Source organism: Paenibacillus sedimenti (assembly GCF_014534655.1).
GTDB classification, from domain to species: domain Bacteria; phylum Bacillota; class Bacilli; order Paenibacillales; family NBRC-103111; genus Paenibacillus_E; species Paenibacillus_E sedimenti.
Genome location: NZ_JACVVD010000009.1, coordinates 254,070 through 274,883, shown reverse-complemented (window position 1 = coordinate 274,883; position 20,814 = coordinate 254,070). Strand labels below are relative to the sequence as shown.

The window sequence follows — 20,814 nt, the reverse complement described above, 5'->3', positions numbered from 1 at the left end:
GTTTTGTATGAGTTCCGCAAAGCCTTGGCTGCGTCATTACCCTAGTGAAGTAGCTCCGACTTACGAGTACCCGAAGCATAATCTTGCACGCATACTGGTTAATACGGCGAAGAAATACCCAGACAACTCTGCTCTTTATTTTATGGGCAAAACGCTGCGTTACAAAGAGTTGCTTGAAGCTTCGTACCGATTCGCCAATGGTTTAAAAGAAATGGGCATTCTCCCTGGTGAGCGCGTCGCGATCATGCTCCCGAACTGCCCGTCAGCGGTTATTGCCTACTTCGGCACGCTAATGATGGGCGGGATCGTTGTCCAGACGAGTCCGCTCTACATGGAACGGGAGCTGGTTCACCAGCTCTCCGATTCCGGGGCAAAGGCAATCGTTACGCTGGATTTGCTCTTCGAGCGCGTTCAAAAGGCCAAAAGCAAAACGCAGATTGAACATATCATTGTTACGTCGATTAAGGACTATTTACCTTTTCCTAAGAATTGGTTATATCCGATCAAAATGAAAAAAGACGGTGCCAAGCTGGCGGTCGAATATGGCGATGGCGTCAGCAATTTCAAGAAGCTGCTTGGCGAGTCATCGGCTTCTCCTATCTGTGTTGAGGTCGATGCTGAGCAAGACCTTGCGCTCTTGCAGTATACCGGGGGTACGACCGGCATATCCAAAGGCGTGATGCTCACGCATTTCAACATGGTGGCCAATACGTATCAAACGAGGAATTGGTGCTATCAGGGACAGTTCGGAGAAGAGCGTTACCTGGGAGCGCTGCCATGCTTTCATGTTTTCGGTCTTACCGTTTTGCTGAATCAAGCGATGCTGCTGGCGGGAATGCTCATTCTTATTCCTAAGTTTGACATCGATCTGATCCTGACTACGATCAATAAACTGAGACCGACGATATTCCCAGGCGCGCCCACAATGTATGTTGCTCTTATTAATCATAAGCGGATTAAGGATTATGATATTTCTTCTATTAATGTTTGTGTAAGCGGTTCAGCGCCGCTGCCGCTTGAAGTGCAGGAGCGGTTCGAGGAACTGACAGGCGGTAGACTCATTGAAGGTTATGGCTTGACGGAGGCTTCACCTGTCACCCATGCCAATCCGGTTCTGGGCTACCGCAAAATCGGTACGATTGGCATCCCGTTTCCGGATACGGAAGCCAAAGTCGTCAATCCGGACAGCGGAGAGGAGATGCCGATCGGTGAAATTGGGGAGCTTATCATTAGAGGTCCTCAAGTCATGAAAGGTTATTGGAACCGCGAACGAGAAACGTCATTAACGATTAAGGAAGGTTGGCTGTACACCGGAGATATGGCGCGAATGGATGACGATGGGTTCTTTGCGATTGTAGATCGCAAGAAGGATTTGATTATTGCTGGAGGCTATAATATCTATCCTCGGGAAATCGAAGAAATTTTGTATGAGCACCCTGCCGTTCAGGAAGCGGCTGTCGCCGGCATACCTGACCAATATCGCGGTGAGACGGTAAAAGCATTTGTTGTCCTGAAGTCGGGAATGACACTGACGGAGAAAGAATTGGAACTGTGGTGCCGAGAGCGGCTGGCTGCCTATAAAGTTCCCCGCAGAATCGAATTTAGGGAATCGCTGCCGAAAACGATGGTAGGGAAGGTGCTGCGCAGACAGCTGCTGGAAGAAGAGCAAAAACAATCTTCATAATAGGGTATAGTACGAAGATTGGAACATGATAAAGAGAGAAGAGGAGGAGGGAACCCTGTGAATGGATCACAAATGGAAATCGAACAAAGGTTGCAACGATTGGCAGCGGCGGCAGAGCCGACATTCTGGGGCTTTCTGGGCTGTGAGTTTGTCAGTATGGAAGCGGGTGTGGTTACTGTTGCTTTAGATGCCAAGCCGCACCATTTGAACCTCATTGGCATCGTACATGGAGGCGTACTTTCCTCCTTACTGGATAATGCGATGGGGATTGCGATTATGACAGCCAGGCCCGAGGAGAAAGTGGTTACAACGAACTTGAATGTCCACTTCGTATCCCCGCTTAAGGAAGGCAGGCTTCTTGTCACTGCGGAAATCGTTCATCAATCCCGCAAAATGATTACGACGCAAGGCCGCGTTACCGATAGCGAGGGCAATCTCGGTACGATTGGAACAGGGACGTTTAGGGTCATCTAATTGGTAATTAGAAAGTAAGCTAAGCAGAGGGGCGTGCATGATGCACGTCTCTTTTTAATTGTATGTGAAATTAATGTTATATAATCTAACATAAAAGCGATTTTGTTCAAAAATATTTCATTAATTTATCTCAAATGTCATATAAACTAACATAAAATCATTGACTGATTGGAAACATCATCCTATAATCGTTAAAAAGGCATGAGGGGGAATACGATATGCATCTTACAATCCGTGAGGCTTTAACCATATATCCTTTAACAGAAGCGAAGCTGGTTGCCGGCAAACAAGGAGAATCGCGTATCGTCAAATCGGTGAATGTGATGGATGCTCCCGATATCGCGGATTGGACGAAATCCGGTGAAATGCTCTTTACAACGGCTTTCGCCATGAAAGATAGCCCTCAGGAAACCGTTAATTTGCTGCGTAAATTAAATGATCGTGGGGCAGCGGGGCTGGGCATTAAGCTTGGACGATTCTGGACGGAACTCCCGCAGGTCGTTGTGGAGGAGGCGGACCGGCTTCATTTTCCGATTATCGAAATGCCGTTCCAGTTCACATTCTCGGATCAAATGAACGCTCTATTTAACGCGGAATATCGCCGAAATACGCAACTGCTGCAAAGTGTGCTGGAGAAGCAAAAGAAGCTGATGCAGTTCGGCTTGAAACAGGACGATATGGTCGCGATGTTTAAATTAATTAGTGGCATTATCGGATACCCGATGGCGATATTGGGTGCTAAAGGGCAAATTCTTTATAATACAAGCGCCTGGACGAATGATCAGCTGCAGCAGAACTGGCCTTGGAAACGTAAAGCGGGCTGGGTTCATGCGGGCAAAGACCGGGCATACCGTGTAGCGTTGATTGGGCAGGATGAAGAACAGCTTGGCAGCTTGCTGGTCATGCCCGATGCCGTGCTGCTTGCTAACGTGGAGGAAGGACTGTTCCAACAAGCATCTGACATTCTTGCTTTTCATATGGGCTTTACGTTCCGTTCTCACGTTGAGGCTTCGGCGCTGCGCGACTTGCAAAACAATCTCCTTCGTTACTTGGAGAAGGGGGCGCCTTTAGAGGAATTCATGGAGCTGGCACAAATGCGTGGATTGAACATTTTTACGGGGGCTTATCAATGTGTCATTAGCAAAATCAAGCTCAGCAACCATGATTCTTCACTGGATGAGCCACCTGTGGGGAAACTCAAAGAGCTGAAGCAGTATATGGAGTCTCACCCTAAGTCGACAAATCTGCGGGTTAATCATTTTGTTTTAAAGGATCAGCTGTTTTCCATCTTTACGGCCAATCAAGCCGAAGGGTTTCCGGAGGAAGAGTTGTCCCAACTGCTGGCGAAGTATGCCGGAGATGCGGCTTGCTTGGAAGAAGCGGGTGAAGTGGCCTTCTATGTAAGCCCGGTGAAATCGAAGCCGATTGCTCTTAAAGAAGCGTATATGGAATGTGTGGAGACACATCGATTGTCCAGCCGGCTTGGATTGCCGGACCGCGTGCTCCACTTCGAAACGATCGAATTTGCTCATCTGTTCCAAAATGTTTCTTCCGACGCCATGGAAGACTACTGTACGAAAATTTTGCGGCCGCTGCTTGAAAGGGATGCTGAATATTCGCAAGAAATGATTCGTACGCTAGAGGTATTCATCCGCAATGACGGTCAAGTTAGCGAAGCGGCTAAGCAACTATTCATTCACCGTAATACGGTCACATACCGATTGGAGAAGATCAGCGACCTGCTGCAGGTTGATTTTAAAAAAGTGAACGATTTATTGAAGCTGAAAGCCGTGTTCTTATTTCGTCAATTTTTACATGTGAGACAATAAAACAGAAACCCTGGGATGCCAATAAATAAGGCGCTCAGGGTTTTATTTGTTCTAACGTGAGGACTGTAATTTCCGGCCTGCATAGAAAACGGAACGGAAACAGGGTAGTGCCGACCCCGCGAGTGGTATACACTTGCAGCTTGGATCCCGGGACACTATGCAGCCCCATCACATATTTATTGCCGAGTGGAGGGGTAACGACCGCACCAAAAAGGGGCAATCGAATCTGGCCGCCATGACTGTGACCGGACAATTGCAAATCGATCGCATACCCGGCAGCAATATCGGCAAAATTGGCACAGTGGGAGAGAAGGAGGGTAAATATGCCGGCGTTCGCGCCGTAAAGCGTTTTTGCAAGATCAGGTTCGCCTGTCAGCATGTCTTCCACACCGGCAATTTGAATCGCTTGTCCACCGCTGCGAATGACTTGATGATCATTGAATAGCGTTCTGAATCCGCCGTTTTGGAGAAGCGCTGCTATTTTGAGGTTTCCTGCCAAACGATCGTGATTGCCGAGCACAGACCACTTCCCAAGCGGTGCTTCCAATGTGGCCAATAAGCTGCTAATTTGTTTAGGATCTACAGTAATCTTGGCGTCGAACAAATCACCCGTGAAACAAATCAGATCGGGTTTCTCTTGGCGTATAAGATTGATAACTGTCTCCAGATCAGACAGCTCGAAGTAATGTCCCATATGGATATCGCTAATATGAACGATTCTGATCCCATGAAAGGCAGAAGGCAGTCGCTCAAAAGGTATTATGACTCTTGTCAGGTCATACCAACGCGGTTCCAGGAAAGTTGAATAACCGCCTATAACACCGCCTGTTGCAATTAGAGAAGCTGCTAGGCGTATCCCTTTTTTGAGGAACTCACGTCTGGTTATCGGTGGTGATGGCTGCATGGGTGCCTCCTTCAATGCTAGTGCGCTTACCTATAAGCATTATACCAGTCGGTTTGCGTTAGATGCGAATTGTGCGCTTTCTCGATTTGCATAAGCAAGCAGGTTATTTTATAATCATTCTTATTAAGATGGGAAGGGAGATGTTCACATGTCGGCTTGGAAAGAGTTAATGACGCTTGAAGAATGGCAGCAGGTTTTGGATCACTCCACAGAGAAACCGGCGGTAGTGCTGAAACATAGCACAGCTTGTCCGGTAAGCGCGAGCGCACTCGAAGAATATGAGGAATACTTGGCAGGTAAGCCGAATGGCGATGTCGACTATTACTTGGTGAAAGTCATTGAATCACGTCCGGTTTCCAATCAAATCGCTGATGACCTTGGGATCAAGCATGCTTCACCGCAAATTCTATATTTTAAAAATAAAGAATCGGTTTGGAATACTTCACATTGGTCGGTAACGTCCAAACATATAACTGCTGTACTAGATTAAGCTTATAAAAGCCCTTGGGAGCTGCTCGTATGACGAGAGCAGACTTCCTAGGGCTTTTTTTCATCAAAAATTAATTGAACATGTGTTAAAAATGGTTGGCAAGTGCCGATTCCTACTATATACTTATACGGCAACGACTACCAGTTTACACCAAGGAGTTTCCCTGCATGAATGCAATGAATAAAACCAAAGTTCCAGTTTCGATGTTTCTTGTCATCGGTATTATAGCTATCTCTTTTTCTTCGATATTTGTCAAATGGTCATCAGCGCCGACTTCCGTCATTGCCATGTATAGGCTGTTGATGACAAATGTGCTTATGCTGCCTTTTCTATGGCGGTATGCACATGAAATCTCGCAAATTCATTTGAAAGAGTGGTTGCGAACGATTGCATCAGGCATTGGGCTTGGTCTTCATTTTTTATTTTGGATGGACTCGCTTCATTACACAACGGTTGCCAGTTCGACGGCGATTTTAACATTGGAACCCATCTTTGTTATGCTTGGCGCCTTCCTTTTATACAGGCAGCGAACAAGCCGTATAGCTTTGATTTCCATGGCGATTGCTATCATTGGAGCGATTTGTATTGGTTGGGGTGATTTCCAATTTTCCGGGGAAGCTTTGAAAGGCGACCTATTATCATTACTCGGGACGGTTGCCGTAGCCATGCATATGCTTTTGGGCAAAAGTATAAGAGAGCACGTATCCGCATTTGTGTACAGCTTTTTCGTCTTTTTATTTGCGGGAGGCATTCTTGCCGTTTATAACATTGCCTCTGGAGCTTCTTTTACAGAGTACCCGGCGAAAGAGTGGGGGATATTCTTCCTCTTGGCGATTGTGCCTACGGTATTCGGTCACTATGTATTCAATTGGCTGCTAAAGTATATGAAAGCGACATCGATCTCTATGACGGTCCTTGGAGAACCGCTTGGCGCTTCTCTATTGGCCTTCGTGCTGCTCGGCGAGACGATCACCATGCTGCAGCTTATGGCAGGTTGTTTGCTTCTCATCGGAGTGGCTATGTTTTTACGAAGCAACGAAGAGAAGTAAGTTTTTTTGCGATTTATTGATCAAAGGTTAATTATTTCGGTCGTATCGATATGACTGCCGGAGGTGCTGCATGAGGTTTCGGGATTTTCACCGGAATGTTAAAATTCGTTTTGGTTTGTCATTTTTATCAGGAACCGCCAATAATATGGTGCTTCCGTTCATGTCCATTTATTTCTCCGGAAAGTTGGGGGATACAAGCGCAGGACTAGTGGTAATTCTAGGGATTGCCGCTGGTGTAATGGCAGGCATCATCGGAGGCTATTATGCAGATCGTATCGGCCGTAAAAAGCTTATGATTGCTGCTGAAGTCGGTTGGATGCTGTCCTTCATGGGAATGGCGCTTTCCAACTCGCCCTGGTTTGAATCGCCGGGCATTACTTTTGTTCTCATGATTTTGGTCAGCATGTTCTGGGGGGTTCATGGACCTGCCAACGATGCGATGCTGCTCGATGTAACGGCGCCGGAAGTACGCAAATTCATGTATGCGATATCCTATTGGATGAACAATTTGTCTTTTGCCATTGCCGGTATGGCGGGCGCTTTCTTGTTCAAATCGTACTTGTTCGAGCTCTTTATCGGTTTATCCGCAATCGGGTTCATTTCTCTGATTGTGACTTGCTTTTTTATTGAAGAAGTTTACAACCCGGATCCAAGCCAAGCAATTGGCGGCAAACGGACAGGCACGATTTCCATGTGGTCAAATTACCGAACCGTGCTGAAAGACTCCACGTTCATGATTTTTACTGCCGCTTCGCTGCTGCTCGTATCTGTCGAATTCCACTTGGGCAATTATGTCGGCGTACGCTTGGAAAAAGAGATGGTGAACGTGCCGTTTATGGTGTGGGAAAATAATACTTTTCATATTGACGGTCTGAAAATGCTCGGCTTTATTCGAACCGAAAATACCGTTCTTGTCGTTGTACTTTCAGTTATGATGGGCGTCATTATGCGTAGATTCCCGGACAGCAAAGTATTGTTTATCGGCTACACCTGTTACATTTTTGGTTACAGCTATTTGGCCTATAGCAATCAGCCGTGGCTGCTGATTCTTGCGATGCTTATCGCCACAGTCGGAGAACTGATGTACGTGCCTATCAATCAAGCTTATCTAGGCGATATTGCGCCTGATCACGCTAGAAGCTCTTATATGGCTGTGAATGGAATGGTTTATAAAGGGGCTATGCTGCTTGGAGGCGGAGGCGTTATTCTAGGCGGTTACATGTCCTCGTGGATGATGGCTTCACTCATCGCGCTGAGCGGCCTTGTCGGCATGGTGATGTTCTATGCCATAATGGGGCGCCTTGAAGCTCGTAGAGCCGGGGCTCAGGTATTGCATGATTCTCCGACTAATGTATCGGCTTAAAAAATAACGCAAAAAAGACCATTCTACAGAAACGTAGACAGGTCTTTTTTTAGAGTTAACTCGGTGTCACTTCACCTTAGCCGCAAACTCGGCTTTTATTTGCTTCAGCAGCTCGGGATTAACCAGAACATCGTAAGCTGTGTTCGCGAGTGCTTTGGCTGCGAAAATCATGCTATCCAGCGCACGATCCTGCATGGCCAGATCCCGGAATTCTTTCGTGTGCAGCAGGTGCTTCTCGTCAACGACCTTCATGAAAGGGTGTATTGTTGGGCACTGGATCGATACATTGCCCAGATCAAGGGAACCGTGATCTTTACCGATCTCGATCTCTTCGGGCTTAACGCCCATCGCGTACAAATTGTCCGTGAATACGGAAGACAATGTTTCGTTGGTCCGCAGTTCATCGTATGAGAATTCGTAGTTCGACGTCTTAAGCGTACAGCCGGTTTGGAGAGCGGCGCCCTCCGCACAGCGCAGTACTTTTTGTACAAGTTCATTCGTATATGTTCGGCTGGCGGAACGGATATAGAACTGAGCGACCGCATAATCCGGGATGATGTTCGGCGCCTTGCCTCCTTCGCTGATGATGCCGTGTATGCGAGCATCGGACTTTACTTGTTGGCGCAGCGCATTGATGGAGTTAAACAGCTGAAGAACGGCGTCTAACGCGTTCACGCCTTCATAAGGATGAGCGGCAGCATGAGCGGAACGCCCGAAGAACTCGTACTGAATGGCGTCCATCGCCAGCGATTCGCCGGATTTCTCGTAGGTGTAGTAGGGATGCGCCATAAGCGCAATATCGACATCGTTAAAAAGTCCGGCAGCGGCCATGGGCACTTTAGCGCCTTTGGTTTCTTCCGCAGGTGTACCGTATACGCGGATGATTCCGCCGGTTTCATCGATGACCGACTTCAGGCCGACTGCAGCGCCAATGCTCATCATGCAGATGAGGTGGTGGCCGCATGCATGGCCAAGCTCCGCTAAAGCGTCATATTCGGCTAAGAATGCTACGATCGGTCCCGGCTTACCGGAATCATAGGTTGCTAGAAAAGAAGTTGGAATATCCAGGATACCGCGTTCGACATGGAACCCTTGGCTTTCCAGTTCTTCGGTTAAGCGAGCGGCCGCAAGAAATTCTTCATGGCCAAGCTCGGGATTGGCTCCAATAAAGCTGGAGATCGCTTTGAATCTCTCAGCCTGGAGATCGATCGTTTCTGTTATCGTAGATTTCATAGAGGAAGCTCCTTCATTGAACGGTTCTTAACTCCATTGTAGTATAAAGGAAGGTGATCTACCACTTTTCGTACCTCTGAGTTACAATAAATGAACATAACGATGCTGATATAAGGAGAGAATGTCGATGATGAAGTATGGGGCAGAACCCATTGAGCACCGGTTTACATTATCTTTCAAAGAAATGGAGCAAAGAGGGCAGTGGCAGGATATTTACCTTGGAATCCATATGGAGAATGGTGAATCTTACCCGGAGGACTTGCTTGATCCATCAGTGCTCGTTATTTGCAATCAGGATGGTGACATTGTACAAATCGTCCTGCAGGATGAGGGCTGTGACTGCGAATTCCAATTCACATTATCGGAAAAATCGCAGATCGAGAGCTTTGTCCAGCCGATTGTTGCATAGAAAAACTTCGCCAAGTCTCACCGCCGTACATGCCCAAAATGGGCGCACACGCATACATTGGTTATATGTCAGTGTGTGGGGAGAGGATAGCGATGGAGAAGACGATCAATTATCTGGCATTCGGAGACTCGTTAACCGTTGGTTTTGGAGATCCGGCAGGTCTTGGCTTCGTAGCTTTGTACCGGCAATGGATTGAACAGTTGTTAAACGTACCCGTTAACTTATGTCATGCCGGTACTAACGGTGCGACAACGTCAGAACTTTTGGAAACGCTTGAATCGAAGCAGGAACTCCAACGGCATGTCAGGCAAGCGGATTTGATCACCATTACGGCCGGTGGCAACGACTTAATCCAAGCCGCTATCCCATTCTTTTATGAAGGCGATCCACAGTACTTAAAGTCCGCGCTTCAAGTGTACGAAGGGAATTATCGGAAGCTGATTGAACGTATACAGGATTTGCGTAAAAATGTGACAACTCCATACGTCATTGTATTGATAGGTCTATATAACCCATTGCCGCAAGTACCGGATGCCGCTTACTGGGTGCAGCGTTTTAATCTGTTTTTGCGAAAGCTGGAGAAGCCTCACATCTGTATTGTACAGGTATATGACGCTTTCGTCGGGAATGACAGCTGCTATCTGGCTGAGGATTTCATTCACCCGAACGGGCAGGGCTATGAAGTGCTCGCTCGTCAGGTGGAAAGCACCGTACCGCTCGAGCAGCTTCAGCAGCTGGTCAGATGAGAGCCGGTCTCAAGCTTATGGCAGCACGTAGCCATAGATCGAGATGAAGTGAGAAATGCTCCCGGCCAATACGAACACATGCCAGATCGCATGATGATATGGGACGCGCCGCCATAAGTAAAAAATGGTGCCGAATGTATATAGCAGTCCGCCTGCAATAAGCCATAAGATGCCCCCAAAGGGCAAATTCATATAAAGCGGTTTAAATGCAAGTACGATCAGCCAGCCCATCAGTATGTAACAGACCGTCGACAGGACTATGAAACGTTTGACATAAAAGATTTTGAGCACCATGCCGATTAGTGCTAACCCCCAAATGACGCCAAAAAAGGTCCAACCGAAAGGTCCTCTTAAGGTGACAAGCAGATAAGGGGTGTATGTACCGGCAATGAGCAAGTAGATCGCAGAGTGATCTAAGATTTCGAAAACATCCTTCAGCTTCGGATGCTGAACGCTGTGCAGCAAGGTGGAGCAGGAGTATAAGGTTACAAGCGCAACGCCAAAAACACTGAAGCTGACAATGTGCCAAGCGTCGCCGCGCAGGCTCGCCTGAACGATGAGCAGGATGAGAGCAACGATGCTGAGCAGCACGCCGATGCCATGACTGATGGCATTGGCTCTTTCTTCACGCATTGAGTAGTCCATAATAGCAGCCTTCTTTCCATTTGATATAGATAGGACGGTGAAACGATGTTTTTACCTTCATTTCAATTACATAATCGAAGCAGGGCTATGGAAGAATTATCAATATTTCTTCTGTCGCTGGACAGGTTGCCCTGAGAATCGGAGTTGTATACACGGCTATGAAAGCTGCCAGGATTCAAATGACCAAGGTGCTCGCTCTGGAGTGGGGCAGATACGGAGGCATGAATATAAACGGTTTCTAAGGAGGTGTCGGATTCGATGTCAGCAGAGCTCCGCGCGAATGAGCTTGTTATTTTAAAAACGATTGCCGAGACGCTTAATCAATCCAATGAAATGGAGTCGGTGCTTTCCCTAGTATTAGCCAAGCTTTTGGAATTGACGAATTTAAAGGCGGGTTGGATTTTTCGCGTTAGCAAAGAGCCTGATTCGGGTCACTCCTGCTTGTCCGCTGAAGGGATTCCGCAGGCACTCGCCCGCAATGAAATGGCTCCGCTTAAATTAAAATCATGCTGGTGCATTGACCGCTTCCGCGACGGAAGACTGAAGCATGCCGTTAACATTCTGAGCTGCGAGCGTTTGGAAGAAGAAGCGATGATTGCGGTTGGTGATACGGAAGGCATCAGTCATCATGCGACGATTCCACTGTGGGCCGGTCAGGAGATGTTCGGCATCCTGAATGTGGCCTCTCCGGGGAAGAAGCACTTCAGCGATGAGGAGCTGGCGCTCCTCCAATCGGTTGCCTTTCAGATCGGGACAGCGATTGAGCGGACGATGTTGTATCGTATGCAGCAGAAGCGCGCCGTTCATTTTGCCAAACTCGGGGAAATTACAAGGTCACTAGGACGTCTCTTGGCGACGGATAAAATAGCCGGGGAGTCTGTCCAGCGTTTTGGCGAAGCATTTGATATCCCTTTGGTCACGGTGTTCATTCAAGAAGGTGACAATTTGTCGCCGCGAACGGAATTCATGAACGGCAAGGTGTATACTTGCTGCAGCTCCTATTCCATGCGCAGCCTAGGACCGATCGCTCAAGCTTATCGACAGCAGGAGGTTATCCGCTTTGACAGGTCGATCGCGGATAATAGCAATCCGAAAACGAAGGTTCTTTACCCTGAAATTCGTTCCGGTGTCGCCGTACCCATTATTCTAAGGGATGAACCGATCGGCGTATTTTTTATCGGCAGCCCGCAGAAGCAGTATTTCGACACGGTCGATGCCGAAGTGGCCAGAGCGTTCACGGACCACATTTCACTAGCTTATGAGAATGCAAGGGTGTATGAGCAGCGTCGTGATTTGGCGCGAAGTGAGGAGCGGAACCGGTTAGCCAGGGATTTGCATGATTCGGTCAGTCAAATGCTGTTTTCGCTCAATCTGACTTCGCGAGGGCTGGAGAGTATGCTTGGTGAAACGGAGCCGCTGGTGAAAGAAGCACTGACGGACATTCGGCAGCTATCGCAAAATTCCCTGACCGAAATGCGTTCCCTTATTCTCCAACTGAGACCGGCCGGATTAGAGCATGGTCTGCTGACAGGTCTTGCGCAGTACGGAAGACAAATCGGTTTGTCAATTACAACCCATGTTGAAGGCGTTAGGGAGCTTCCGCGCATGGTGGAGGAAGCGTTGTGGCGTATCGGACAAGAGGCGCTAAACAACGTGATTAAGCACGCGCGGTCTAAGAATGCGATCATCAGGCTCTGCTCCACGCTGGATCATGTCTATTTTGAAATTACAGACGATGGTATCGGCTTTACCAAAGAGCGGCGGACCCGGCAAGTAAAGTTCGGCATGCATACGATGCGGGAACGTGCGGAAGCTCTGGGCGGTACGTTCAACGTCCAAAGTCAAAAAGGAAAAGGCACGATGATTCAAATTACTTTACCTTTATCCATTATGAAGAATGCTTGAGAAAGGGGGGGAAAGGTATGTCATCTATTCGAGTTTTACTTGTAGATGATCATGCTGTGGTTCTAAGAGGACTGCAATATTTTCTTGGCACCCAAGCTGGTATTGAATTGATCGGGGAGGCTTCGAATGGCGAGGAAGCTCTGCAAAAAGTTAAAGAGCTGCGGCCTGACGTCGTTGTCATGGATCTGATTATGCCTGTCATGAACGGTATTGAAGCGACCAGGCAGATAAAGCAGCTCTATCCGGACGTCAAGGTCATCGTGCTTACGACGTTTTCCGATCAAGACCATGTGCTGCCCGCTATTCGGGCAGGGGCTAACGGCTACCTGCTCAAGGATGTGCAGCCGGAGGAGTTAGTGCTCGCGATCCGCGGCGCACATTCGGGCCAAGCGCAGCTGCACCCGCGCATTACGGATCAATTGATGGCGCATCTGGCATCGCCCGCGCCTGCTGCGGTCGTCTCACCCTGTATCGACAGTCTGACGGCGCGCGAGCGCGAAGTGCTGGTGCTGCTGGCTGAAGGCAAGAGCAACAAGGAAATCGCCGCGTATTGTCATATCACGGAGAAAACGGTCAAGACACATGTGAGCCACGTGCTTAGCAAGCTGGGGCTGTCTGACCGGACGCAGGCTGCCATTTATGCCGTTAAGAAAGGGTTAAGTTCCTGATCAAGAGAGACTGTTCCTTTCTGTACCCGGTTTCTACGACTTTGGTCGTAGGTCCTGATAGTTTTTCGCATCGGACCATTTGCGTAGCGCAAACTCATACATGCCGCCGACGATGGATCCCCTTCCCAGTGCTAAGATAGTTCTATAAACACGAAGCACGAAGGGGCTGAACAAGATGTGGGAAAATCCAATCCAAGTTGAACAGTATATCGAATCAAGACAATGCGGCATGCTCAAAGACAGTTTGTACGTGAATATAAAAAAATGGTTGAGACGTGCCAAGTAATCAAGACGTATTGTACGCTAAGTTCCAACCGCTGGAGATCAGGCGAAAGTAGTATTAAGCCTGCATCTTTCAGTGGTTTTGTTTTTGTTCTTCGGTTTTATATGAACCGATTGAGCTTTCAGCTCGTATCTATTATACTAAATTCAATTCTATGAGTAGACCTTTAGTATATTCAGAAAAGTTTGCAACGACAAGGTGGTAGTCAAAGAGATGTCACGGGTTCAGATATTTACAGACAGCACGAACGATTTAAGCGATGAGCTGAGACAAAGTTATCAGATTGAAGTTGTACCTCTATATGTAATCTTTGATGGTGATTCCTATAAAGACGGGGTATCCATTAAACCGGACAAGCTCTTCCATTTAGTCGGTCAAACCGGCAAGCTGCCCAAAACGGCAGCACCTTCGCCGACGGATTTCGAGCAAGCTTTTGCCCCTTATATCGCAGCCGGTGATGATATCGTCTTCATTGGTCTATCGTCAGAATTATCTTCTACGATTCAGAACGCGACAATCGCAGCATCACAATTCGAGGAAGGCAGGGTCACGGTGATCGATTCCAGAAATCTATCAACCGGGATCGGATTGCTAGTCTTGAAAGCGGCGCAAGCGGCGGGAGAAGGTAAAAGCGCTAAAGAGATTCGGGCTTTGATTGAGCCTCAAACCGCCAAAATTGAAGTGGAATTCGTCATCGATACGCTAGAGTATTTACATAAAGGCGGACGATGTTCAAGCGTGCAGGCTTTCATTGGCAGCTTGCTGAAAATTCGACCGCTTGTAAAAGTAATCAAAGGGGCCATGACGCTGACGGATAAAGTGAGAGGAAAGCGCGAGAAAGCGCTTGATCAGCTTTTGAACAACGCATTAGCACAAAAAGACCTTATGGATGAGGAAATTCTGTTCATTACGCACGCGATGGCCGCTGAGGATGCCGCTTATCTGAAAAATCAAATCGAACAGCATACGAATGTGAAACGTGTATATATCACAGAAACCGGCTGTGTTATTTCCAGCCACTGCGGGCCTTGCACCGTAGGAATTGTATTCGCTAAAAAATAAATAACGAGTGGAGCTAAGGCATGACGACAATCAAGATTATCACAGATGGCAGCTGCGACCTTCCGAAAAAACTGGTGGAGGAGCTACATATTTCCATCGTTCCATTATCCGTACATTTTGGCGAGGAGTGCATGCCTCCCCACATGGAGCTTTGCGATTTTTATGCGAAAATGAAAGCAGAGAGCGAACTGCCGAAGACATCCAGCCCGTCTCCGCTTCAATTTCTCGCGACTTATCAGGAAGCTCTTGCTGGGCAAGATATTCTTGTCCTCTGTCTGTCTTCAGTGCTTAGCAGCACGTACAATCATGCCATGATGGCAAAAGATATGCTGCTGGATGAAGGTTTTACCGGGAAAATAGAAGTGATTGATTCCAAAACAGCCTCGTTAGGTCTCGGGGTACTGGTCTATAAAGCGGCGAAAATGGCTGAAGGCGGTCTTCCGTTCGCGGAGATCGTGGAAGCCATGCATCATTCTGTGAGTACTTCCGGCACTTATTTTTTCTTGGACACGTTAGAAAACGTTATCAAAGGCGGGAGGCTGGATCGGGTTCGAGGAGCGGTGGCATCCGTGCTTAACATCAAACTGCTGATGAAAGCCAGTGATGAAGGTTCGGTAGAAGTAATTGAGAAGATACGCGGTACCCAGCAAGCTTTGAAGCGACTGATCGAAAAGGTCGGAGAGGCTCGTCATGATTTCGAGAAAGACGTGATTGCCGTTGCGCACAGCAACTGCGAGGAGCGAGCGCGAGCGGTGCTGAACCAGCTGCTTGAGAAATACCCGTTCCGGAACGTGCTGTTCTCGAACATGGGAACGGTCATCGGAACATATGCCGGAGAAGGCGGCGTATTGATTGCATATTAACAAATTGGGCGAGGCCTTCCAATGAGGAGTGTAGGTGTTGGGTCATACTAATGTCTTTACGCATCTAGTAAATTCAGAAGAAGAGTTAAGAGATTTGCTCGGGCATCCGGGCAAGTTAGCGGCGAATAAAACGATCCGAATTCTGGATGACCACTGCCGTAATTATATTGCAAAGTCTTCTTTTCTTGTTATCGCAACTTCTGATGTACAAGGAAACTGCGATGCTTCGCCACGCGGAGATGCACCCGGATTTGTTAAGGTGCTTGACGACAAGCACCTCGTAATTCCAGAGAGGCAGGGCAATCGGAAGTTCGACTCTTTGCTGAATTTGCTGGCTAATCCAAATCTCGGACTGTTCTTCTTGATTCCAGGCCTTGGCGAGACGTTGAGGATCAATGGCCGGGGCTATGTCATCCGCGATCAAGCAATATTAGAGGGGATGGCTGTGCAGGGCAAAGTACCACTCGTCGGTATTGGCGTTGAAGTCGAAGAGTGCTATATCCATTGCGCCAAGGCTTTAAAGCGCTCGGGACTATGGCAGCCAAGCACTTGGCTATCCGAGGACCAGCTTCCGTCAATCCCGAATATGCTCGCAGCTCATATTCAACTTCCAGATGAGCGCGTGACGCCTGAGGAAATCGCAAAGTCACTTCATGAGAGCTACACCAAACGTTTGTATTGAAACAAAAAGGCACGCACTTTCCTGATCATAGAGATCAGAGAATGCGTGTCTTTTTTTAAGCTGAATGATCGGTCGTTACGATTTCGCTATCCTCGGTATCCACGAGAGGTGATAACGCCCCTGGTACGATCAGCCAAAGTTCATGAAGGGCACGGGTACAGCCAACATAGAGCAGCTTGGCGTCGATCAGCGTCGCTTCGTAATGTTGGGCAGTGACATCCATGAGCAGCACAGCGTCGAACTCAAGGCCTTTGGTTAGATAGACAGGCAGGACGGAGATGCCGCCACGATAGACCCGCTGCTTGGCGGTTATCAGGTTCGTGGAGATGCCTGCTTCACTCAGTGCATCGTGCAGTTCATTGGCCTGCTTTTCCGTCCTTGCGACCACGGCGATGGTGCTGGAGGAGGTACCCTCCTGCAAGGATGCGAGGGCCATCTTCAAGAGCGGCAATCGCCCTTTGGCATCCGTTTGCAGGACGCGAACTTTGTTCCCGCTGCGGAACACTGGAACGGCCAGAAGCGGGTCATCGATGCCTCGTTTCAGCACCGAATTCGCGAACTGGATGATTTCCACCGTAGATCGATAGCTTCGCTCAAGCTCAAAGTAGCCGGTTTCTTCCTCTTTAAATAAACCGGAAAATTCCTTCCAGTCGATAATGCCTTGATAAGCATGGATCCCTTGCGACAAATCGCCTAGTATCGTAAAAGAGCGATTACGCGTGTATTTGTCTAGGACAGCTACTTGGAAAGGCGAAAAATCTTGCGCTTCGTCAATGACAACGTGGTCGAACATCCGATCCGAAGCGATGCCATTGAGGCGGGTATGAATATACAGAAGAGGAGCGAGATCTTCAAGCTGCACTTCTTTTTTCTTGAAAAGCTTGGCTGAGGCTGTAACGATCGCCTCCGGGATTTGCCCGAGGAGCTCTGCAGGCAAGCTTGTGGGGCGTCCTGTATCACTGAACAGCATCTTGTAAAAAGAGAAAGCGGTATGCTCCGGCCAACCTGTCAAATAAGTACGTAAGCGCTGCGATGCTTTCTTCTTGAGCTCTTTCTTGCGGCTTTGCTCCCAGATCTTGTCGAGCTGCATTTCCATCCAACGTTTAATCCGCGCAATAACACGTTCGCGACGTTTCACAAGCGGATAGTGCTTGTTCTCAACAAAGAACCATTCGCGAATCGTAGCGATCGGCAGCTTCGCGCCTTCCCACGGAAGGAAGTCTGAGGCAGGAACATACGATTCTTCGAAGCGATGTAGACAATCCTCCAAGTATTGCTTGAACGCAATGGAACCTTTGAAGCGGCCGGGCGCGTGATTGTTAACCACGGGTCTCTTGCTGCCGACGGCAAACCAGGTTTGAAGCGTCAGTGCCGGATCTGCTAGCTTCACTTCCTGATCCAGCATATCGAGGACCCAGTCGGAGAAGGTGGTTTGCTGGATGTTGCCGACCCCAAGCTCCGGCAGAACGCCGGAAATGTAGTCGAGGAACATCGAGTTCGGCGCGAATATGACCATCCGCTCCGCACGAATTTGCTCGCGATACTGATAGAGCAGGAACGCGAGGCGGTGAAGGGCGACGGTAGTTTTACCGCTCCCTGCAACCCCTTGAATGATGAGCGCTGTGTTCTTCGCAGCACGGATGATGCGATCCTGCTCGGCTTGGATGGTCGACACGATATCGCGCAGCTTGTTATCTTTGTTCTCGCCGAGCCGGTAGAGTAGAAACTCGTCTCCAACCGCAAGGGAGTCTTCGTCACGATTGTACGTGTCCACGACACGCTGCAGGATTTGTTTGCGTACGACAAGGTTACGCTTCAAATAAACGAGGCCGGCGATCAGACCGTCCGGCGAGTCGTAGGAAGCGGCGTCGAGTCCGCCTGTGAACGAATAGAAGAGGCTGGCTACCGGAGCCCGCCAGTCGATCACAAGCAATTGCCCCGTGCGTTCGTCCTCGACGCCGGCTTTGCCAATATAGAGCGGGGCTGCTGCCGCAGCGCCCGTCTCCTGGAAATCGAGTCTTCCAAAGTACGGCTCTTCCACCGCTTTGGACAAGTTTTGCCGCCCTTGCTCGCGTGCAACTTCCAGCGCTTGCTCGGCCAGGTCGGGTCCGTAATAAACCGGAGTCGCCTGCAAACGTTGCAGCTGTCTGTCAATTTCGGCGCTCGTTCGTTCGAGTCGCTGTAATTCTTCTTGATAGGCACTTTGAGTCTTTGTGTCCAAGATCAGTTACCTCCTAAGAGTTTTGTAATAACAAAACTTTCTTCGTAAGCTTGTGCTGATTTTTTCGGATAGCCGGAAATTAGTATGTTCTGGAAATAAAACAGGTAAACAATATATCATATCTGCGAGCAATAGGGAAGTTTTACGGATAGCGGCCGCAAGTTTGGGCGCATTGGAAAATAATGCTATAATGGACATGAACGATTACCTAAGTTGAAAAGGAGAATGCAGATATGTCTTTATACGATATTAAAGTACAAAAGATCACGGGAGAATCCAAATCGCTGTCAGATTATAGAGGAAAAGTTCTGCTCTTTGTGAATACGGCCAGCGCATGCGGACTGACACCGCATTATAAAGGGCTTCAAAGTTTATACGAGCAATATCAGGACCGGGGGTTAGTCGTATTAGGATTCCCTTGCAATCAGTTTGCAGGCCAAGAGCCAGGTACTAACGAGGAAATTCAAAGCTTCTGTGAGTTAAACTACAATGTAACCTTCCCTTTATTTGCAAAAGTAGATGTCAAGGGCGATCATGCGCATCCATTATTCACTTATCTTGTTAATCATACCCCAGAACCTTATCACACGGGCGATATCGAATGGAACTTTGTCAAATTCCTGGTGGATGCGAGCGGTAACATCGTGAAGCAATACAGCGCTAGTACGGAACCTGCTGCCATTGCATCCGACATTGAGGAGCTTTTAGTATAGAAATTCCCAAAATGCCTGTTGCACATCTGACATGTAGTCGCTATAATTTGAATAATCATCGATTTGAAGGAGACGAATCTTATGTGTCGTTCTTGGTTCGTACAATTTCATTATTTTGAACAGCGTTAGCACATACCTGTAACTAATCAGGGTGGGCTAACGCACTTCGCGTTGGCCTCCCTGCGGGATAGCAAATCGCGCGGGACCAAAGAGGTCCGGCGCGATTTTTATTTTATCTCGTGCTCTCGGAGCGGAAAGGAATGGGAAGATGCAAAACGTCAAAGGAACGAACGATTATTGGGGCGAGGAACAAGCGCTAAGACAAAAAGTTGAAGCAAATCTGAAGGAATTGTTCGAGGTTTATGATTATGATGGGATGGAGACACCGATTTTGAACGAAGAAGCGCTGCTAACTTCGAAATATGCGGGTGGCGAGGAAATTTTGAAGGAGATGTATCGGCTTAGTGATCAAGGTAAGCGAAATTTGGCGCTGCGTTACGATTTGACCATTCCATTTGCTAAAGTTGTAGCCTCGCAACCTGCTTTACAACTCCCTTTTAAGCGATATGAGATTGGCAAGGTATTTCGTGATGGTCCAGTCAAAAAGGGGAGGCTTCGGGAATTTACCCAGTGTGACGTCGATTGTGTCGGTATTGCAGGACCGGAGGGGGAAGCAGAATTAATGCAGCTAGCGGCAGCTGCGTTCATGAAGCTTGGCATACCGATTGTGATTAAATGGAACAACCGCAAGTTCCTGACGGAATGGCTTGTGCGGGTTGGAGTGCCAATTGACGCTCACCTATCGGTTATGCTTAGTCTCGACAAATTGGCTAAAATTGGCGTAGAGGGTGTCAAGGCGGAACTCGCTATGAAAGGGCTGCGCGACGACGTCTTAACACGAATCGCTGCATTTATCAGCGTGGAACCGCCGACTTTTGAGCAAATGACCGGGGAGTTTGAGCTTGATCAAAGTCATGGAGCTGAGGAAGTCCGGAAGCTGCAGCTGCTTTTGAGCCAATCGAATCTAGACACGGTTTGTCGATTTGATCCTTTTCTATCGAGAGGACTATCGTTCTATACAGGAACAGTGTACGAAATTATGGATGTTACAGGCATTTACAGTTCAAGTCTTGGCGGAGGCGGCAGATATGATACGATCGTCGGTCACTTCGCAGGCAGCGAGGATGCGGGTATACCAGCTGTCGGTTTATCGTTCGGTTTGGAATCGATCATGGAAATGCTGCGTAATCGAGAAGGCCATGGGAGTCGGACTCAAACTATAGTTGTTCCATTAGGTCAGGAAGCTGCCGGTGAAGCATTTCGCATGACGACGGAACTCCGTTTAGCTGGAATTCGCGCCAGAATGGCCAGCGAAAAACGCAAGCTGAAGAAGCTGTTGGCCAGCGTATCTGAGCAGGGACTACGCTTTGTTATCCTCATCGGCTCTGATGAAATGGCGTTAAACGCGGTAAGACTCAAGGATATGTATGAGCAAACCGAAACTATGATGCCGATGGATCAGGCCATTTATTGTATCGAGCGTATTTATCCGCCTGCAAGCTTTTCTTAAAATGGGTATGTTAAACATGAC

19 protein-coding genes and 1 pseudogene are annotated in these 20,814 nt (G+C 48.2%); 16 read left to right on the top strand and 4 right to left on the bottom strand.

Features of this window, described 5'->3' with window-relative positions:
* The first annotated feature begins 7 nt into the window (after window positions 1-7).
* The 3 genes from ICC18_RS23515 to ICC18_RS23505 all read left to right on the top strand — a co-directional run bounded on the left by ICC18_RS23515 (window position 8) and on the right by ICC18_RS23505 (window position 3,987).
* Complete coding sequence (locus ICC18_RS23515; RefSeq protein WP_188176883.1) at window positions 8-1,684, top strand: long-chain-fatty-acid--CoA ligase; 1,677 nt, start codon at window positions 8-10, stop codon at window positions 1,682-1,684.
* A gap of 72 nt (window positions 1,685-1,756) precedes the next feature.
* Window positions 1,757-2,158, top strand: coding sequence for a PaaI family thioesterase (locus ICC18_RS23510; protein ID WP_188176928.1), 402 nt, complete (start codon window positions 1,757-1,759; stop codon window positions 2,156-2,158).
* A 218-nt stretch (window positions 2,159-2,376) separates the two neighbouring features.
* On the top strand, window positions 2,377-3,987 hold the full coding sequence (locus ICC18_RS23505) for a PucR family transcriptional regulator (protein ID WP_188176882.1): 1,611 nt from the start codon (window positions 2,377-2,379) through the stop codon (window positions 3,985-3,987).
* A 34-nt stretch (window positions 3,988-4,021) separates the two neighbouring features.
* On the opposite strand, the gene ICC18_RS23500 is transcribed toward ICC18_RS23505, so the two are convergent.
* Window positions 4,022-4,891 (bottom strand): metallophosphoesterase, encoded by an 870-nt coding sequence (locus ICC18_RS23500; protein ID WP_188176881.1) that lies wholly within the window; start codon window positions 4,889-4,891, stop codon window positions 4,022-4,024.
* Between the two features lie 148 nt (window positions 4,892-5,039).
* Here ICC18_RS23500 and ytxJ point away from each other — a divergent pair, with 148 nt between their 5' ends.
* The 3 genes from ytxJ (at window position 5,040) to ICC18_RS23485 (ending at window position 7,793) form a co-directional block, all read left to right on the top strand.
* Window positions 5,040-5,381: a bacillithiol system redox-active protein YtxJ gene (ytxJ, locus tag ICC18_RS23495; RefSeq protein ID WP_188176880.1), complete on the top strand. Its 342-nt coding sequence runs from the start codon at window positions 5,040-5,042 to the stop codon at window positions 5,379-5,381.
* Between the two features lie 167 nt (window positions 5,382-5,548).
* Window positions 5,549-6,430, top strand: coding sequence for a DMT family transporter (locus tag ICC18_RS23490; RefSeq protein WP_188176879.1), 882 nt, complete (start codon window positions 5,549-5,551; stop codon window positions 6,428-6,430).
* Between the two features lie 70 nt (window positions 6,431-6,500).
* A complete protein-coding gene (locus ICC18_RS23485) occupies window positions 6,501-7,793 on the top strand; it encodes an MFS transporter (protein ID WP_188176878.1) in 1,293 nt (430 codons plus the stop codon).
* A gap of 66 nt (window positions 7,794-7,859) precedes the next feature.
* Here the strand turns inward: ICC18_RS23485 and ICC18_RS23480 are convergent, their stop codons facing one another.
* On the bottom strand, window positions 7,860-9,026 hold the full coding sequence (locus ICC18_RS23480; RefSeq protein ID WP_188176877.1) for a M20 family metallopeptidase: 1,167 nt from the start codon (window positions 9,024-9,026) through the stop codon (window positions 7,860-7,862).
* 127 nt (window positions 9,027-9,153) lie between these two features.
* Between ICC18_RS23480 and ICC18_RS23475 the strand changes: the two genes are divergently transcribed.
* Both ICC18_RS23475 and ICC18_RS23470 read left to right on the top strand, forming a co-directional pair.
* Window positions 9,154-9,435, top strand: coding sequence for a hypothetical protein (locus ICC18_RS23475; protein WP_188176876.1), 282 nt, complete (start codon window positions 9,154-9,156; stop codon window positions 9,433-9,435).
* A gap of 92 nt (window positions 9,436-9,527) precedes the next feature.
* Window positions 9,528-10,181, top strand: a complete 654-nt coding sequence (locus tag ICC18_RS23470) for an SGNH/GDSL hydrolase family protein (RefSeq protein WP_188176875.1) — start codon at window positions 9,528-9,530, stop codon at window positions 10,179-10,181.
* 15 nt (window positions 10,182-10,196) lie between these two features.
* Here ICC18_RS23470 and trhA read toward each other — a convergent pair whose 3' ends face one another.
* Window positions 10,197-10,826 (bottom strand): PAQR family membrane homeostasis protein TrhA, encoded by a 630-nt coding sequence (gene trhA, locus ICC18_RS23465; protein WP_188176874.1) that lies wholly within the window; start codon window positions 10,824-10,826, stop codon window positions 10,197-10,199.
* A gap of 77 nt (window positions 10,827-10,903) precedes the next feature.
* On the opposite strand from trhA, the pseudogene ICC18_RS23460 reads away from it, so the two are divergent.
* The 6 genes and pseudogenes from ICC18_RS23460 to ICC18_RS23435 form a co-directional block, all read left to right on the top strand.
* Window positions 10,904-11,059: pseudogene (locus ICC18_RS23460) on the top strand (SDR family NAD(P)-dependent oxidoreductase); the annotation flags it as partial.
* 25 nt (window positions 11,060-11,084) lie between these two features.
* Window positions 11,085-12,731: a GAF domain-containing sensor histidine kinase gene (locus ICC18_RS23455; RefSeq protein WP_188176873.1), complete on the top strand. Its 1,647-nt coding sequence runs from the start codon at window positions 11,085-11,087 to the stop codon at window positions 12,729-12,731.
* 17 nt (window positions 12,732-12,748) lie between these two features.
* Complete coding sequence (locus ICC18_RS23450; protein WP_188176872.1) at window positions 12,749-13,399, top strand: response regulator; 651 nt, start codon at window positions 12,749-12,751, stop codon at window positions 13,397-13,399.
* A 496-nt stretch (window positions 13,400-13,895) separates the two neighbouring features.
* The gene (locus ICC18_RS23445) at window positions 13,896-14,744 is read left to right on the top strand and encodes a DegV family protein (RefSeq protein WP_188176871.1); all 849 of its coding nucleotides are present in this window, start codon (window positions 13,896-13,898) and stop codon (window positions 14,742-14,744) included.
* A 20-nt stretch (window positions 14,745-14,764) separates the two neighbouring features.
* Window positions 14,765-15,607, top strand: coding sequence for a DegV family protein (locus tag ICC18_RS23440; RefSeq protein WP_188176870.1), 843 nt, complete (start codon window positions 14,765-14,767; stop codon window positions 15,605-15,607).
* Window positions 15,608-15,644: 37 nt separating this feature from the next.
* The gene (locus ICC18_RS23435) at window positions 15,645-16,289 is read left to right on the top strand and encodes an MSMEG_1061 family FMN-dependent PPOX-type flavoprotein (RefSeq protein ID WP_188176869.1); all 645 of its coding nucleotides are present in this window, start codon (window positions 15,645-15,647) and stop codon (window positions 16,287-16,289) included.
* Between the two features lie 55 nt (window positions 16,290-16,344).
* Here ICC18_RS23435 and ICC18_RS23430 read toward each other — a convergent pair whose 3' ends face one another.
* A complete protein-coding gene (locus ICC18_RS23430; RefSeq protein WP_188176868.1) occupies window positions 16,345-18,510 on the bottom strand; it encodes a HelD family protein in 2,166 nt (721 codons plus the stop codon).
* A 233-nt stretch (window positions 18,511-18,743) separates the two neighbouring features.
* On the opposite strand from ICC18_RS23430, the gene ICC18_RS23425 reads away from it, so the two are divergent.
* Both ICC18_RS23425 and hisS read left to right on the top strand, forming a co-directional pair.
* Window positions 18,744-19,223, top strand: coding sequence for a glutathione peroxidase (locus tag ICC18_RS23425; protein WP_188176867.1), 480 nt, complete (start codon window positions 18,744-18,746; stop codon window positions 19,221-19,223).
* A gap of 268 nt (window positions 19,224-19,491) precedes the next feature.
* Entirely contained in the window at window positions 19,492-20,793 is a 1,302-nt protein-coding gene (gene hisS / locus ICC18_RS23420; RefSeq protein ID WP_188176866.1) for a histidine--tRNA ligase, read from the top strand.
* Window positions 20,794-20,814 lie beyond the last annotated feature (21 nt).

Excerpts from the sequence above, each read along its gene's own strand:
- ICC18_RS23470 (WP_188176875.1), top strand. The coding sequence starts at position 9,528 with ATGGAGAAGACGATCAATTATCTGGCATTCGGAGACTCGTTAACCGTT.
- ICC18_RS23515 (WP_188176883.1), top strand. The coding sequence starts at position 8 with ATGAGTTCCGCAAAGCCTTGGCTGCGTCATTACCCTAGTGAAGTAGCT.
- ICC18_RS23450 (WP_188176872.1), top strand. The coding sequence starts at position 12,749 with ATGTCATCTATTCGAGTTTTACTTGTAGATGATCATGCTGTGGTTCTA.
- ICC18_RS23425 (WP_188176867.1), top strand. The coding sequence starts at position 18,744 with ATGTCTTTATACGATATTAAAGTACAAAAGATCACGGGAGAATCCAAA.
- ICC18_RS23505 (WP_188176882.1), top strand. The coding sequence starts at position 2,377 with ATGCATCTTACAATCCGTGAGGCTTTAACCATATATCCTTTAACAGAA.
- ICC18_RS23485 (WP_188176878.1), top strand. The coding sequence starts at position 6,501 with ATGAGGTTTCGGGATTTTCACCGGAATGTTAAAATTCGTTTTGGTTTG.
- ICC18_RS23480 (WP_188176877.1), bottom strand. The coding sequence starts at position 9,026 with ATGAAATCTACGATAACAGAAACGATCGATCTCCAGGCTGAGAGATTC.
- hisS (WP_188176866.1), top strand. The coding sequence starts at position 19,492 with ATGCAAAACGTCAAAGGAACGAACGATTATTGGGGCGAGGAACAAGCG.
- ICC18_RS23440 (WP_188176870.1), top strand. The coding sequence starts at position 14,765 with ATGACGACAATCAAGATTATCACAGATGGCAGCTGCGACCTTCCGAAA.
- ICC18_RS23490 (WP_188176879.1), top strand. The coding sequence starts at position 5,549 with ATGAATGCAATGAATAAAACCAAAGTTCCAGTTTCGATGTTTCTTGTC.
- ICC18_RS23445 (WP_188176871.1), top strand. The coding sequence starts at position 13,896 with ATGTCACGGGTTCAGATATTTACAGACAGCACGAACGATTTAAGCGAT.
- ytxJ (WP_188176880.1), top strand. The coding sequence starts at position 5,040 with ATGTCGGCTTGGAAAGAGTTAATGACGCTTGAAGAATGGCAGCAGGTT.
- trhA (WP_188176874.1), bottom strand. The coding sequence starts at position 10,826 with ATGGACTACTCAATGCGTGAAGAAAGAGCCAATGCCATCAGTCATGGC.
- ICC18_RS23500 (WP_188176881.1), bottom strand. The coding sequence starts at position 4,891 with ATGCAGCCATCACCACCGATAACCAGACGTGAGTTCCTCAAAAAAGGG.
- ICC18_RS23510 (WP_188176928.1), top strand. The coding sequence starts at position 1,757 with ATGGAAATCGAACAAAGGTTGCAACGATTGGCAGCGGCGGCAGAGCCG.
- ICC18_RS23455 (WP_188176873.1), top strand. The coding sequence starts at position 11,085 with ATGTCAGCAGAGCTCCGCGCGAATGAGCTTGTTATTTTAAAAACGATT.
- ICC18_RS23475 (WP_188176876.1), top strand. The coding sequence starts at position 9,154 with ATGATGAAGTATGGGGCAGAACCCATTGAGCACCGGTTTACATTATCT.